Here is a 14700-nt window from a genome sequence, read left to right on the forward strand (position 1 = left end):
ATGACACGCCTCCTCATCGTCGGCAGCCTGGAGGGCGAGCTCGGCCAGGCCGCGCGCATCGCCCGGGCCGGCGGGGCGCGGCTGGCGCAGGCCGACGGCGTCTCCACCGCGATCGCCCATGCCCGGGCCGAGGGCTGCGACCTCGTGCTCTGCGACGTGCTGCACGACGTCGCCTGGCTGGTGCAGGCGCTGGAGGCCGAGCGCATCGCCTGTCCCGTGGTGGCCTGCGGCCGCTCCTCGGACGCCGCGGCGGCGGTGCGGGCGATCCGGGCCGGCGCGCGCGAGTTCCTGCCGCTGCCGGCCGAGCCCGATCTGATTGCCGCCATGCTGCGGGCGGCCGCCGGCGACGAGCACGCGCCGGTGCACCGCGACCCGGCCATGGCCGCCGTGCTGTCCCGCGCCGAGACCGTGGCGCGGGCCGAGGCCAGCGTGCTGATCACCGGGGAGAGCGGCACGGGCAAGGAGATCCTGGCGCGCCACATCCACCGTCATTCCCGCCGCGCCAACGGCCCCTTTGTCGCGCTGAACTGCGCCGCGCTGCCGGAGACGCTGCTGGAATCCGAGCTCTTCGGCCATGAGAAGGGCGCCTTCTCCGGCGCCGTCGCGGCCCGGCGCGGCAAGTTCGAGCAGGCCGATGGCGGAACGCTGCTGCTGGACGAGATCGGCGAGATGGACGTCCGGTTACAGGCCAAGATCCTGCGCGTGCTGCAGGAGCGGGAGGTGGACCGGCTTGGCGGCACGGCGCCGGTGAAGGTCGATGTCCGCATCCTCGCCGCCACCAACCGCGACCTTGGCGCCGAGGTGCGGGCCGGGCGCTTCCGCGAGGACCTGCTCTTCCGCCTGCGGGTGGTGAGCCTGCGCCTGCCCGCGCTGCGCGACCGCGCCGGCGACATCCTGCCGATCGCCGAGCACTACGCCGCCCGCTATGCCGAGGCCAACGGGCTGCCGCACCGCCCCTTCGCGCCGCAGGCGCGGGCGATGCTGCTGTCCCATCCCTGGCCCGGCAATGTGCGGGAGCTGGAGAACGCCGTGCACCGCGCGGTGCTGCTGGCCGAGGGCGACGAGATCGGCCCCATGGCGATCGAGCTGGACCAGCCGCTGCCATCCGTGCCCGAACCCGCCACCGCTGCGGAGACCGTGCCCCGGCCCGCCACGCCGGCCGGGATCGTGGCGCTGGTCGGGCGGCGGGTGGAGGATGTGGAGCGCGACCTGATCCTGGAAACGCTGGGCCACTGCCTGGGCAACCGCACCCGCGCCGCCGAGATCCTCGGCATCTCCATCCGCACCCTGCGCAACAAGCTGCACGAGTACCGCGCCGCGGGCGCCAGCGTCCCAGCCGCACCGGGGCAGGCACCGCTGCCGGCGCTGCCCGGAGCTCTTTCCGCCATGATGCCCATCGGCGCCGGGGCGGAGCCGGTCTGAGCCGATGCTGGCCCTCGCGCAACGCCTGAAGACCTTCAGCCCCGGCAGCGACACGGGCCTTGCCCTGGGCGTGGCGGCGCTGATCGCGGTGCTGGTGGTGCCGCTGCCGCCGTTCCTGCTCGACGCGGCGCTGGCCATCTCGCTGACCCTCAGCGTGCTGGTGCTGATGACGGCGCTGTTCCTCCAGCGGCCGCTGGACTTCACCTCCTTCCCCACGCTGCTGCTGCTGACCACGCTGCTGCGCCTGGCGCTCAACGTCGCCACCACGCGCATCATCCTGACCCATGGGCACGAGGGCCACGGCGCGGCGGGGGCGGTGGTTTCCGCCTTCGGCTCCTTCCTGATGGGCGGCGACGTGCTGGTGGGGCTGATCGTCTTCGCGATCCTGCTGGTCGTGAACTTCATGGTGGTGACCAAGGGCTCCGGCCGCATCGCCGAGGTCGCGGCGCGCTTCTCGCTCGACGCCATGCCGGGCAAGCAGATGGCGATCGACGCCGACCTTTCCGCGGGCATCATCGACGAGTCCGAGGCCAAGCGCCGCCGCCGCGACCTGGAGGCGGAGAGCGGATTCTACGGCGCCATGGACGGCGCCGCGAAATTCGTGCGCGGCGATGCCATCGCCGGCCTGATCATCACCGCGATCAACCTGCTGGGCGGCATCGCCATCGGCGTGGTGCGCCAGGGGCTGCCCTTCGGGGAGGCGGTGACCACCTTCTCCGTCCTCACCGTGGGCGACGGGCTGGTGTCGCAGGTGCCGGCGCTGCTGGTCTCGGTCGCCGCCGGTATCGTGGTGACCAAGGGCAATACCGAGGGCACCGCGGACCAGGCGCTGATCGGTCAGCTCGCCACCGGTACCAAGCCGCTGGCGCTGGTTTCCGGCGCGGCGGTCGCCTTCGCCCTGCTGCCGGGCATGCCGATGCTGCCCTTCCTGGCGCTGGCTGGCGGCACGGGCACGCTGGCCTGGTCGCGCCGCAAGGCCGCGGCGGCGAGGGCGGAGGCCGAGAACACCCTGCCGGCCGCCGGCCCGGCCCCGGAGGCGCCCGTCTCGGAATCCCTGCGGATGGATTCGATCCGGGTGGAGCTGGGCTATGGCCTGCTGCCGCTGGCGGCGGGGGACGGGCCGCGCCTGACGGAGCAGATCCGCAACCTGCGCCGCGGCGTGGCGACCGAGATGGGCTTCGTGCTGCCGGCGGTGCGACTGCAGGACAACCTGGAACTGCCGGCCGACACCTATGTGATCCGGGTGAAGGAGATCGAGGCCGGGCGCGGCCAGTTGCGCCTGCCCATGCACCTCGCGATCGATCCCTCGGGGCAGACGCCCGACCTGCCGGGCGATCCCTGCCAGGAGCCCAGCTTCGGCCTGCCCGCCCGCTGGATCGAGGAGCAGCACCGCGACATGGCGCTGGCCCTCGGCTGCACGGTGGTCGATCCGGCCGGCGTGCTGGCCACGCATCTGACGGAAGTGGTGCGCGAGCATGTGCCCGAGCTGCTGAGCCATGCGGAGACGCAGAAGCTGCTGGACGAGCTGCCGCGCGAGCAGGCGCGGCTGGTCTCGGACCTGATCCCCTCGCAGATCTCCACCGGCACGGTGCAGCGCGTGCTGCAGGCGCTGCTGGCCGAACGCGTCTCGATCCGCGACCTGCCCACCATCCTGGAAGGCATCGGCGAGGCGGTGTCGGGCGGGCTCCGCTCGGTGCCCGGCATGGTCTCGGTGGTGCGCGCCCGGCTGGCGCGCCAGATCAGCGAGGCGGCGCGCGGCCCCAACGGCTATGTGCCGATGATCGCCCTTTCCGCCGAATGGGAACAGGCCTTCGCGGAATCCCTGGTCGGCCCGAACGAGGACCGCCAGCTCGCCATGGCGCCCTCGCGCCTGCAGGACTTCATGCAGCGCGTGCGCGACAGTTTCGACAAGGCCAGCGCGGCGGGCGAGACGCCCGTGCTGGTCTGCAGCGGCGCGGCGCGCGCGCATGTGCGCGCCATCGTCGAACGCTTCCGGCCCGCGACGGTGGTGCTGTCGCAGGCCGAGATCCATCCGCGCGCGCGCATCCGCACGGTGGGCGCCATCTGATGCGCAGGAATTTTCGTGTCGCCTTCACCTCTCATCAACAGAATTCGTTGCAAGGTTGAACCCATGAAGATCCGCGTATTCAACGGCTCCTGCATGACCGAGGCGATGCGCGTGCTGCGCCTCGAAATGGGTGACGATGCCGTCATCCTCTCCTCCCGCCACACGGAGAACGGCGTCGAGGTCACCGCGGTGCTGGACAGCGACGAGCCGCTGCTGATCCCGCCCGATTCCGCGCTGAAGCCGCGGCACGTCATCCCGCCCGAGCTGCTGCGGCACAACCTGCCGCCGGATCTCGCGGCGCGGCTGCGCGGCCCGATGGCCAAGGCGTTGGAGGACGCGCTGCCCTTCGCCGGCCTGCCGGACCCGGCCACGCGCACCCTGGCGCTGGTCGGCCCGCCGGGCGCCGGCAAGACGCTCACCTGCGCCAAGCTCGCCACGCGGCTGGTGATGTCCGGCCAGGCGCCCACCGTGATCACCGCCGATGCCGCCCGCGCCGGCGCCACGGAACAGCTCGCCGCCTTCACCCGGGTCCTCGACCTCACGCTTTCCGCCGCCGTCACGCCGGGGCAGATCTCCCGCGCCGTGGCCCGCCGCACCGCCGGCCAGCCCGTGCTGCTCGACACCGCCGGCTGCGATCCCTTCGAGCGGGCGCAGGCCGAGCATCTCCTGGCCGTGCTGCGCGCCGCCGACGCGCATCCGGTGCTGGTGCTGCCGGCCGGGCTGGACGTGGCGGAGGCCACGGAGATCGCCCGGGCCTATGCCGCGCTGGGCGCCCGCTGCATGATCGCCACGCGGCTGGACCAGGCGCGCCGCCTGGGCTCGGTGCTCGCTGCGGCGGAGGCGGGCCCGCTGGCCCTGAGCGAGGCCGGGGTGGGGCCGAACGTCGCCAACGACCTGGTGCCGATCACCCCGGACTGGCTTGCCACCCGGCTGAGCGTCAACGCCCTGCAGCGTGAGTACGAAGCCGCCTGAACCACCCTCAGGCGCGGCCGGCCACCAGCAGGAGGCCGGCCACGGGCTCCCCCTTCTCCCGCCGCAGCACGGCCTCCTGCCGCGCCATGGGGCGCAGCCCCGCCTCGGCGAGCAGGGCGAGCGCATGGTCCGGATGATGGCGGTAGCGCATCCCCTCGCCCAGCGCATAGGGCGCCACCGCCCCCAGCTCGAGGCTGAAGCCGGCGACGCCGCCCTCCGACAGCGCCCCGGCGATTCCCGACAGGGCGGGGCGGAGGTCGCCCAGGTAGTTCAGCACGTCCGCCGCCGCCACGAGGCCGAAAGCCCTGGTCTGCCCTGGCAGGAAGCCCAGCAGGTCGGCCTCGTGCAGGGCGTCGTAGAGCCCCGTCCGCCCGGCCTGCTCCAGCATCCGGGGCGACAGGTCCACCCCCTCCAGGCGCCAGGCGAAGGGCTTCAGCGCGCGTCCGGACAGGCCGGTGCCGCATCCCAGGTCCAGCACCGCGTGGCTTCCATCCGCCGCCACCCCGGCCTGTCGCAGCAGGGCCGCCAGGGCATCGGGCGTGCGGTACTGAAGCTCTTCCACCAGATGCGCGTCGAAGCGCGGCGCGTAGCGGTCGAAGAGTTCGCGCACATAGGCGGCGGGCGCGCGGTCCGGGGCCGGGTCCTCGCCCAGCGCGGCCAGCAGGAAGCGGGCCTGTTCCGCCAGCTCCGGCGGCGCCTCCGCGATGGCCGCCCGCGCCTCCCGCCCCGCCCCTTCCCCGTCGCCGGCCTCGTGCAGCGCATGGGCCAGGGCCAGATGCGTCTCCGCCTCCGGGGCGAGGCGCAGCGCCTCGCGCAACGGCACCAGCGCCTCCGCCACATGCCCCAGGGCCAGCAGCGCCTGCCCCAGGTTGCGGTGGGACACGGCATCGCCGGGGCGCGCGGCCAGGGCGCGGCGCAGCAGCGGCACCGCTTCCTCCGCCCGCCCCAGCTCCGCCAGCGAGGCGCCGTGCGAGGCCAGGAAGACGGGCGAATCCGGCCGCAGTGCCAGGGCTCGCGCGGTCAGCGCCGCGGCGCGGGCGGCATCCCCCTGCTGCCGCGCCAGCACGCCGGACAGGTTCAGCGCGTTCGGCTCCTCCGGCACGAGGCGCAGCGCCCGGGCATAGAAGCGCGCCGCCCGGTCGAACTCTCCGGCCCCGTGCCGCGCCATGCCCTCACGCAGCAGGGACTGCGCCTCGGCCAGCGCCGCCCGGGGCCCCCCCCGGGGGTCGCGCGGCGGCTTCAGAACAGCCCCTCGATCCGGCCTTCCGCATCCAGGTGGATGCGCTCGGCGGCGGGGGAGCGCGGCAGACCGGGCATGGTCATCACCTCGCCGCAGATCACCACGATGAAGCCCGCGCCGGCGGAAAGACGCACCTCCCGCACCGGCAGGACATGGCCGGTGGGCGCGCCGAGCAGCGCGGGATCGGCGGAAAAGGAATACTGCGTCTTGGCGATGCAGACGGGAAAATGCCCGTAGCCCGCCTCCTCGAAGCGCTTCAGCCGCGCATGCACGGCGGGCGGGAAGGAGACCTCGCTGGCGCGGTAGATCTTGCGGGCGATGCTGCGGACCTTGTCCTCCAGCGGCATGGCATCGGGATAGATCGGCGCGAAGCGCGCCGTGCCGCCCTCGATCAGCCGCGTCACCGCGCGGGCCAGATCCGCCGCGCCCGCCGCGCCATCGGCCCAGTGGGTGCAGAGCACGACCTCCGCGCCCAGCGGCGCCATGGCCTCGCGCACCACGGCGAACTCGGCCTCGGTGTCGGAGGTGAACTCGTTCAGCGCCACCACCACCGGCAGGCCGAAGAGGCGCATGTTCTCCACATGGCGCTGCAGGTTCACCACGCCGCGCCGCACCGCCGCCGCGTCCTCCCGGTCCAGGTTCGCACGCGCCACGCCGCCATGCAGCTTCAGCGCCCGCACCGTGGCCACCACCACGCAGGCGGATGGCGCAAGCCCCGCCAGGCGGCACTTGATGTCGCAGAACTTCTCGCCGCCCAGATCGGCGCCGAAGCCGGCCTCCGTCACCACCACATCGGCCAGCCGCAGGCCCAGCCGCGTCGCCGCCACGGAATTGCAGCCATGGGCGATGTTGGCGAAGGGACCGCCATGCACCAGGGCCGGGCTGCCCTCCAGCGTCTGCACCAGGTTCGGGAACATCGCCTCCCGCAGCAGCGCCGCCATGGCGCCGTGCGCCTTGAGGTCGGCGGCGGTGACGCTCGACCCGTCGCGGCGCTGGCCGACGATGATCCGCCCAAGCCGCTCCTGCAGGTCCTCCAGGTCGCGGGCGAGGCAGAGGATCGCCATCACCTCGCTCGCCACGGTGATGTCGAACCCGTCCTCGCGCGGCAGCCCGTTCGGCATGCCGCCCAGCCCGACCAGCACGTCGCGCAGCGCGCGGTCGTTCATGTCGATGGCCCGGCGCCAGGTGACGCGCCGCTGGTCCAGGCCCAGCGCGTTGCCCCAGTGGATGTGGTTGTCCACCATCGCGGAGAGCAGGTTGTTGGCGCTGGTGATGGCGTGGAAGTCGCCGGTGAAGTGGAGGTTGATCTCCTCCATCGGCGCCACCTGCGCCCGCCCGCCGCCCGTCGCCCCGCCCTTCACGCCGAAGCAGGGACCGAGCGAGGGCTCGCGCAGGCAGATCATGGCCTTCGTGCCCAGCGCGTTCAGCGCGTCGCCCAGCCCGATGGTGGTGGTGGTCTTGCCCTCCCCGGCGGCGGTGGGGCTGATGCCCGTCACCAGCACCAGCGCGCCGGTCCGGCCGGAGTCGGGGATGCGGGCCGGGTCCAACTTGGCCTTGAAGCGGCCATGGGGTTCCAGGGCCTCCTCCGGAATGCCGGCGCGGGCGGCGATCTCCGCGATCGGGCGCAGCGTCGCGGCCCTGGCGATGGCGAGGTCGGTGGTCATGCGGGGCGCGTTCTCCCTCCGGCGGTTCCGGCATCTCCGGGCAGGCCGGCCCGGGCGCGGCGCCCCATCACGGCGGCTTCCCGTGGCTGCGTCCCGCGGTTACGACGCGCCGCCGGGCGGGGCAAGACGCCGGAGAGGCTCGCGGGCGGCGAATGGCAGGCTCCGGACGGGACGGCGATGAATCCTCCGTCACCCACCCTATCTTCTGCCCCGAATCCGATCAGCATCCGATCGTCCGCCGGAGGAGCCCGCCCCGTGAAGAACCCCTGTACCGGACTGTGCCGCTTCGATTCCGGAACCGGGTGGTGCAAGGGCTGCGGCCGTTCCCGGGCCGATTGCCGCGACTGGAAGCGTCGCCCGGAAACCCGGCCGGGCATCCTGCGCCGCCTGAAGGACCGGATGCGCGCCCTGCGGGAAGCCGGGCGGCGGTAGGCCTTCCGGATCAGGCGAGGACGCCCATCTCCTCCAGCACCTCGCCCATCACCGCCACGGCGTGGCGCATGTCGTCCGGGGTGATGGCGCCGATGCAGCCGATGCGCAGCGTCGGGGCCTCCGTGGTGTGGAAGTTGGAGATCAGCACGCCACGCTGCTTCAGCGCATCGACGAAGTCCTGCAGCACGAAGCGCCCGCCCGCCTCCGGCCCGGGCGGCTGGTGGAAGGTGGCGATGACCGGTCCCTGGTGTTCCGGTGCCAGATAGGGCCGCAGCCCCAGCGCCGTCATGCCATCCATCAGCACCCGCATGTTCTCGCGGTAGCGGGCGAGGCGGACCCTCTGCCCGCCCTCCGCCTCGTAGAGCTCCAACGCCACGCCGAAGGCGCGCAGCGCCTGCACCGGGGGCGTGAAGCGGAAGGAGCCCCAGCCGGCGCGCTCGGCGGTCAGCATCACGTCCCCCAGGTCGAGGCTCCAGCTCCCGGCCTGCCCGGCGCGCTCGCGCGTGCGGTCGGCGGGGCAGACGGCGAAGCCCAGCCCCGGCATGCCTTCCAGGCACTTGTTGGAGGTGAAGGTGACGGCATCGATCTCGTCATGCTCGGCGAGGCGGAAGGGCCAGGCGCCGAAGGCGCTCACCATGTCCAGGATCATGCGCCGCCCGGCCTTGCGCACCGCCTCGCCCATCACGGCGGGGTCGTTGACGATGCCGCTGCCGGTCTCGCTGACCACGGCGATCAGGTGGCTGGCCTCCGGATGCGCGGCGAAACCGGCGGCGATCTCCTGCGCCGTCACCGGCCGGGTGTCGGGCACGGGGATGGCGATGGGCCTGCGCCCCGCCTCGCTGGCCAGCCGCCAGATCCGCTCCGCGTACTGCCCGTTCATCGGCACCAGGAAGGCGCCGCCCGCCGGCACGAAGGTGCGGATCGCGGCCTCCACGACGAAATGGCCGGAACCCTGCAGGGGCAGCGTCACGTGATGCCCCGGCGTGCCGCCCGCGACCTCCACGATCTTCTCGCGGATCTCGGCATATTCGGCGCGGAAGTCGAGGTCCCAGGGTGCGATGTCCACCGCCATGGCGGCGCGCACCCGCGGATCGGTCTGCACGGGGCCGGGGGTGAGCAGCAGCATGGGGGTACCTCTGGATCTGGATGGCCGGATCTGGATGAACGGACGCGCGGCAGGCTGCGCCAGCCCCGGCGCCGAGGGAAGCCTCGGTCCGGGGTTTTTCCCCGCATGGCCCTCCCGGAGTCCGGGATCAGCCTTCCAGCCCGGCCTCGCGAACCAGGGTCGCGACCAGCGCGGCGGCAGGCATCGCGCGGGCCAGCGGCGCGCCCTGCCCGGCCCACCAGGCGGCATAGCCTTCCTCGCCCCGCGCCATGGCCGCCTGATGCAGGGCCTTGCCGGCGTCGTAGGTGAACGGATAGCCGGGCGCGTCCTCGCCCGCGCCGAACTCGGCGGTGAAGCGGTTCTCCAGCCCACGCGCCGGACGGCCGGAGATGGCGGCGGTGACGACCGTGCCACGCCCGTCGGCCAGGGCCGCGCGGTGGCCGGGGCTGGCCGAGGATTCCGGGCAGGCGATGAAGGCGGTGCCGAGTTGCGCCGCAGCGGCACCCAGCCGCAGGGCCGCCGCGACCCCGGCCCCGTCCATGATCCCCCCGGCCGCGACCACCGGCAGCCGCGACTGGCGGACCAGGAGGCGCACCAGGGCGAATGTGCTGATCCGCTCGTCCGGCAGGCCGTCGAAGACCCCGCGATGGCCGCCGGCCTCGATGCCCTGGGCGACCAGCGCATGAACGCCCGCCGCCTCGGCCTGGGCGGCCTCGCGCGGGCTGGTGGCGGTGGCGAGGAGGGTGATGCCCGAATCGCGGAGCGCTGCCAGCCGGGCCGCATCGGGCAGGCCGAAGTGGAAGCTGACGACCGGCGGCCGCTCCTCCAGCAGCATGGCCAGCATCGCCTCGTCGGTGAGGAAGCTGGCGTAGATTTCGCGCAGTGCCGCCGGGGGTTCCGCGCCGAGGGCCGCGAAGGCCGGGCGCAGCCGCGCCAGCCAGGCGGCCTCCCGTGCCGGGTCCTGCGCGGCCGGGCGGTGGCAGAAGAGGTTGACGTTGAAGGGCGCCGCCGTGCGGGCCCGGATCTCCCGGATCATCTCCCGTGCCGCGGGCGCCGCCACGGCGCCGACCCCGATGGAGCCCAGCCCGCCGGCCTCCGAGACGGCGGCGGCCAGGGCGGGGGTGGAGACGCCCGCCATCGGCGCCTGGATGATCGGGGAGCGGACCCCCAGCCGGACCAGAAGCGGATCGCGCATGGCTATATCTTCCCTCCGATTCGTCGCCCGCTGATAGACCTTCCGGTCCACTCGTCACAGGCAGGCTCCGGTGGTTGGCGGGCCGGCCGGGCCGGGTGGGCTGCGGGAGTCAGACGGAAAGGCTGCCGCGGATCTCGCGGAACAGCTTGCGGGCGATGGCCTCGGCGAAATCGGCATAATCGGCGCAGGCCATGGCGAAGCAGCCCGGGCCGCCGATCACCTCCGCCTCGTAATGGGCCAGCAGGTCCGGCTCCTCGTTGAGCACCGCCAGCCCGTTGACCACCACCCCTGCCTCCACCGCCAGATCCCGCACCGGACCGGAAGGGCGGCCGGTATTGCCCGCCCCGTCGCCCGAGACATCGAGCACCAGCCGTTCCGCCCACGCCGGAAAGGCCGCCAGCCGCGCCAGGGCGGCCGCCATGCCCTCGCCCAGCGCGGTGGCGCCGGGTGGCGGCAGGCGGGGGGAGTTGTCGATCGCATCGGCCAGGGCCGCGGCGGAGGCCCCATCCGTCACGAGCAGCCAGGGAACTGCCAGGGCCTGTGCCCCCGGTCCGGACCATTGCAGCAGCGTCACCGCCACCGCGCCGCGCGGGCCCGAGGTCGCGGCGGCGACCAGCGCCTCCTGCCGCCAGGCCGCGGCCAGCCCGCCCATCATCAGCCCGAACTCGTCGTAATCCACCGAGGCGGACACATCGACCGCCAGGCAGAGCGCCAGATCAACGTCCCGCATGGCATCGCTTGGAGCATGCCGCCCGGCCGCGCGGGAAGCCCCGTCCGATCCCGCCGAAGGCAGGCGGAGGGTGACCGATTGTAATAAGATGGAGAAAAATCCACTTTCGATCTCGCTTTCGCCTCCGCCAGCCCCCAGCTTGCGTGCCGGTGCCCGGCATGGGCCGCCCCGACGACCCGCGAGGAGGAGCAGGCTTTTCCGCATGGATGGTGTTTCCGACGAGGCGGCCCTGCGGCCGCAGCGCTCCCCTTCCACGCCCGGCCCCTCCACGACCACAGGCGGTGCCTCCCATGGCGGCGATCTGCATGAGGGTGCTCCCATCTCCCGCATCATTGCGGAGGTCGCGGCCGCCTGTCCGGGCGAGCGGATCACCCTGGGCGAGATGGCGGAAGCCTTCGGCGACCGCGCCTTCGGCCTGCTGATCCTGCTCCTCTGCCTGCCGGCGCTGCTGCCCGGCATGGCCAGCGTCTTCGGCCTGCCGATGCTCCTGCTGGGCGCGCAGATGGGCCTGGGCCGCCAGATGCCTGCCCTGCCCGGCTTTCTGGCACGGCGCTCGGTGAAGCGCGCCGACCTTCTCCGCCTGTCGGGGAGCTCCTCCCGCTGGCTGCGGCGCTTCGAGGCGCGGCTGCACCCGCATGACGGCTGGTTCACCTCCCCTGCCGGGGACCGGCTCGTCGGCTGGCTCACCGTGCTCTGCGCCGTGATGCTGATCCTGCCCGGCCCCGGCACCAATGGCCCGCCGGCCTTTGGCAACATCGTCATGGCCCTGGGTGTGGTGGAGCGCGACAACCGGCTGGTCGGCTGGGGCGTGGCGCTGACCGCGGCGGGCTGCCTCTTCGCGGCGGCGGTGCTCATCGCCATCTGCTGGCTCGGCTTCCAGGGACTGTCCTGGTTTCTCTGACTTGGTTCCTTTGGGCCGCCCTGCCGCGAACGCGGAGCCGGGCCGGGCGCTCCTCGCTTCTATACGGGCCCGCCTTGGTCTAGAGGACCGCGCATGTTCGGTCTCGTCTTTTCACGCCGCTATGCCATGGGGCACCGCCTGCTGTCGGGCGGTTCGGAGAAATGCGCCGTGCCGCATGGGCACAACGAGACGGTGACGGTGCGGCTGGAGGCGGCCCACCCGGCGCCGCTGGACGGCCACGCCAACATGGTCGAGCCCTTCGAGCGCGCGAAGTCCCGTTGGCACCGCTGGATCGACGGGGCAGTGGATCATGCCTTTCAGATCGCGGAACACGACCCGTTGCTGGCCTGGTTCCGCCAGAACGAGCCGCATCGCCTGGACCGCCTCCTGGTCACGCCCGGCGACCCGACCACCGAGGTCCTGGCCTGCCTGTTCATGAGCAAGCTGAACACGTTTCTGGCGGAGGATGGCGGCCGGCTGCGCTGCGTCGGCATCCGGATCGAGGAAACGCCCACCAACACCGTCACCTTCGACGGCGATCCCCTGGCCTTCCTGCCCGCCGCCGCCCTGGACGGGGCACCCCGTTGGTGGCAGCGGGCGGATGACAGCATCAACGACCTGTCCATGCCCTTGCGGGCCGTGGTGGGCGCAGCATGAGCTACACCGTCAAGGAGATCTTCGCGACCCTCCAGGGCGAAGGCGCACAGGCTGGCCGGCCCTCGGTCTTCTGCCGCTTCGCCGGCTGCAACCTCTGGAGCGGGCGGGAGGAGGACCGTGCCGGGGCGGTCTGCCAGTTCTGCGACACGGACTTCATCGGCATGGATGGCGAAGGCGGCGGCCGCTTCGCGGATGCCGGGGCCCTGGCCGCGGCGATCGAGGCCGCCTGGCCCGGCGGTGCGTCGCATCGCTACGTGGTCTTCACGGGCGGCGAACCGCTGTTGCAACTCGACACGCACCTGATCGCGGCGGTGCACGAGCGGGGCTTCGAGATCGCGGTGGAAAGCAACGGGACGGTGGAGCCGCCAGAGGGGATCGACTGGCTGTGCATCAGCCCCAAGGCCGGCGCTCCGCTCAAGGTCCGGTGCGGCTCCGAGTTGAAGCTTGTCTTTCCACAGCCCAAACTGATGCCCGATTCCCTGCCGCCGCTGGAATTCGGGCATTTCTACCTGCAGCCGATGGATGGCCCGGACCGGCTGGCCCATACCGAGGCGGCGGTGCGCTACTGCCTGGAACACCCACAATGGCGGCTGTCGCTGCAAACCCATAAACTGATCGGCATCCCCTGACCCCTGCCTCCGGCTGCCTGACGCCGGTCCGCCCTCGCCCCGGGCCAGGGTGAGGTTTGGACCGGCCGGGAGAAGCCTGTCAGGTCACCGGACCGGTCCCGGCCGGAAAGCTCAGTGCTTGGTTTCCGGCTCGTAGTGCCCGCACCAATCGTCGTTGGAAACCTTGGGCCAGAGGCCATGGGCCTCGGCGCTGGGCTGCGTCACCGGCGGGTTGTAGCGGCAGAGGCCCAGCTTCTCGTCATGCTTCGGGGCGGCTTGCCCGGCCATGTGCAGGTCGAAGAAGGTGCACTTCTCGCAGGCGGCCTGATTCATCGAGGCAGCAGACATCGTGATCCTCCAAAATGCGGTCGATGTGGCGCGGCCTGCGCCACGTGTTCCGGAACGGGTGCATCCTGTTGCCGGTCATGGATGGATAACAATCTCCAAGAACAATCGCTTCCTTCACAAGAACAGGACCAGAGGCGAGAATGAGAATTTCTTTCAACCTGGCAGTTTTCCCCGTTACCGCCTACATCCACGCGGTTCCGGAAGCCCTCGCAGCCCGACCCTCGCCGTGGCCGGGCCTGGACCCGTCACGTGGAAAACAGGCCACACTCCACCAAAGGTTGTTTTCCTCGTAAACCATAATCTTATGGTTGTCGTTATTGTCGTGATACAATTCCACAGCTTGCCGCATCCTGCGGCTCGGGAACGATCATGATTGAAACCCTGAAGGAATTCACCTTCGAGGCCGCGCACCAGCTTCCCCCCTTCTCGGGGCTGCACGGGCATTCCTTCCTGGTGCAGGTCTTTCTGCGGGGCGAGCCGGACCCGGTCTATGGCTGGTCCCATAACCTCTACGAGGTGGAGAAGGTGGTGGAGAAGGTCCGGCTGAAAGTCGACCACACCTACCTGAATGACATCGAGGGCCTGGAGCATCCCAGCCTGGAGAACGTGGCGCGCTGGATCTGGGGACAGCTTTCCACCGAACTGGATGGACTCGACCGCGTCGTCGTGCGGCGGGGACCGGACGGCCTGGCGGAAGGTTGTACCTATTCCGGTCATTCCGAGGCCGGAAAGATAGTAACGGACAGAATTCACAACCTTGGAGGGTGATTGCACCAGGAAAATCACGTATGCTGGCCGGAATGGCCTGTGGCGCTCGCTTGTGGAGAGGATAACGATGGACGATCGGCTGACGCGACGCTCCATGGCAAGGCTCCTGACGAGCCTGACGGGCGCCCTGCTGGCCGGCGCCGCCGGCCCACTCGGGACACCGGCTGCCAGGCCTGTCCTGACCGTTGCGGGCAAGATCAAGGTTTTTAACGACGGCGATCTGGCCCGGCTCGACCGCCCGATGCTGGAAGCCCTGGGCATGAGCAGCATCGTGACCCAGACCCCCTGGTACGAGCAGCCAGTGCGCTTCGAGGGTGTGCCGATGGCCAAGTTGCTGGAGGAGCTGGGCGCCTTCGGCACCACGGTGCAGGCCGTTGCCCTCAACGAGTACACGACCGAACTGCCGGTGGAGGATTTCTCCCGCTTCGGCACGCTGCTCGCCTTCAAGCGGGACGGCAACTACATGCCGGTCAGTGACAAGGGTCCGTTCTTCATCGTCTATCCCTATGACAGCAACCCCGATCTCCGCGCGCAGCGCTACTATGGGCGCTCCGCCTGGCAGGTGACGCGGCTGATCGTCAAGTAGCCCG

Annotated in this window: 15 protein-coding genes; 9 read left to right on the forward strand and 6 right to left on the reverse strand. The window is 71.8% G+C overall.

The window, feature by feature from the left end:
- The 3 genes from CTJ15_RS13090 (at position 1) to CTJ15_RS13100 (ending at position 4462) form a co-directional block, all read left to right on the forward strand.
- Complete coding sequence (locus CTJ15_RS13090) at positions 1-1422, forward strand: sigma-54-dependent Fis family transcriptional regulator (RefSeq protein ID WP_099781599.1); 1422 nt, start codon at positions 1-3, stop codon at positions 1420-1422.
- A gap of 4 nt (positions 1423-1426) precedes the next feature.
- Complete coding sequence (gene flhA / locus CTJ15_RS13095) at positions 1427-3490, forward strand: flagellar biosynthesis protein FlhA (RefSeq protein ID WP_099781600.1); 2064 nt, start codon at positions 1427-1429, stop codon at positions 3488-3490.
- A gap of 63 nt (positions 3491-3553) precedes the next feature.
- Positions 3554-4462: an ATP-binding protein gene (locus CTJ15_RS13100; RefSeq protein ID WP_019461782.1), complete on the forward strand. Its 909-nt coding sequence runs from the start codon at positions 3554-3556 to the stop codon at positions 4460-4462.
- A 7-nt stretch (positions 4463-4469) separates the two neighbouring features.
- Here the strand turns inward: CTJ15_RS13100 and CTJ15_RS25130 are convergent, their stop codons facing one another.
- Both CTJ15_RS25130 and CTJ15_RS13110 read right to left on the reverse strand, forming a co-directional pair.
- The gene (locus CTJ15_RS25130; protein ID WP_099781601.1) at positions 4470-5630 is read right to left on the reverse strand and encodes a tetratricopeptide repeat protein; all 1161 of its coding nucleotides are present in this window, start codon (positions 5628-5630) and stop codon (positions 4470-4472) included.
- Between the two features lie 71 nt (positions 5631-5701).
- Positions 5702-7366, reverse strand: a complete 1665-nt coding sequence (locus CTJ15_RS13110; protein ID WP_099781602.1) for a formate--tetrahydrofolate ligase — start codon at positions 7364-7366, stop codon at positions 5702-5704.
- Positions 7367-7621: 255 nt separating this feature from the next.
- Here CTJ15_RS13110 and CTJ15_RS24395 point away from each other — a divergent pair, with 255 nt between their 5' ends.
- A complete protein-coding gene (locus tag CTJ15_RS24395; RefSeq protein ID WP_075823302.1) occupies positions 7622-7798 on the forward strand; it encodes a DUF1289 domain-containing protein in 177 nt (58 codons plus the stop codon).
- Between the two features lie 10 nt (positions 7799-7808).
- Here the strand turns inward: CTJ15_RS24395 and CTJ15_RS13120 are convergent, their stop codons facing one another.
- From CTJ15_RS13120 to CTJ15_RS13130, 3 genes are all read right to left on the reverse strand, one after another.
- Positions 7809-8924 carry a 2-aminoethylphosphonate--pyruvate transaminase gene (locus CTJ15_RS13120; protein ID WP_058389558.1) on the reverse strand — a complete coding sequence of 372 codons (1116 nt, stop codon included), beginning with the start codon at positions 8922-8924 and terminating at the stop codon, positions 7809-7811.
- Between the two features lie 127 nt (positions 8925-9051).
- Positions 9052-10098 (reverse strand): nitronate monooxygenase family protein, encoded by a 1047-nt coding sequence (locus tag CTJ15_RS13125; protein WP_099781603.1) that lies wholly within the window; start codon positions 10096-10098, stop codon positions 9052-9054.
- Between the two features lie 109 nt (positions 10099-10207).
- A complete protein-coding gene (locus CTJ15_RS13130) occupies positions 10208-10828 on the reverse strand; it encodes a DUF1194 domain-containing protein (protein WP_058389560.1) in 621 nt (206 codons plus the stop codon).
- A 202-nt stretch (positions 10829-11030) separates the two neighbouring features.
- On the opposite strand from CTJ15_RS13130, the gene CTJ15_RS13135 reads away from it, so the two are divergent.
- The 3 genes from CTJ15_RS13135 to queE all read left to right on the forward strand — a co-directional run bounded on the left by CTJ15_RS13135 (position 11031) and on the right by queE (position 13015).
- Positions 11031-11729: an exopolysaccharide biosynthesis protein gene (locus tag CTJ15_RS13135; RefSeq protein ID WP_058389561.1), complete on the forward strand. Its 699-nt coding sequence runs from the start codon at positions 11031-11033 to the stop codon at positions 11727-11729.
- A gap of 93 nt (positions 11730-11822) precedes the next feature.
- Entirely contained in the window at positions 11823-12386 is a 564-nt protein-coding gene (locus CTJ15_RS13140) for a 6-carboxytetrahydropterin synthase (RefSeq protein WP_099781604.1), read from the forward strand.
- Positions 12383-13015 (forward strand): 7-carboxy-7-deazaguanine synthase, encoded by a 633-nt coding sequence (queE, locus tag CTJ15_RS13145; protein ID WP_099781605.1) that lies wholly within the window; start codon positions 12383-12385, stop codon positions 13013-13015. The genes CTJ15_RS13140 and queE overlap by 4 nt, the downstream gene beginning before the upstream one ends.
- 111 nt (positions 13016-13126) lie before the next feature.
- Here queE and CTJ15_RS13150 read toward each other — a convergent pair whose 3' ends face one another.
- Positions 13127-13342: a hypothetical protein gene (locus CTJ15_RS13150; protein ID WP_202801211.1), complete on the reverse strand. Its 216-nt coding sequence runs from the start codon at positions 13340-13342 to the stop codon at positions 13127-13129.
- A 369-nt stretch (positions 13343-13711) separates the two neighbouring features.
- On the opposite strand from CTJ15_RS13150, the gene CTJ15_RS13155 reads away from it, so the two are divergent.
- Together CTJ15_RS13155 and CTJ15_RS13160 are read left to right on the forward strand one after the other, a co-directional pair.
- Positions 13712-14110, forward strand: coding sequence for a 6-carboxytetrahydropterin synthase (locus tag CTJ15_RS13155; protein ID WP_099781606.1), 399 nt, complete (start codon positions 13712-13714; stop codon positions 14108-14110).
- A gap of 67 nt (positions 14111-14177) precedes the next feature.
- Positions 14178-14696, forward strand: coding sequence for an oxidoreductase (locus tag CTJ15_RS13160; RefSeq protein WP_099781607.1), 519 nt, complete (start codon positions 14178-14180; stop codon positions 14694-14696).
- Positions 14697-14700 lie beyond the last annotated feature (4 nt).

It is taken from the genome of Roseomonas sp. FDAARGOS_362, assembly GCF_002754815.1.
Taxonomy (GTDB): Bacteria; Pseudomonadota; Alphaproteobacteria; order Acetobacterales; family Acetobacteraceae; genus Roseomonas; species Roseomonas mucosa.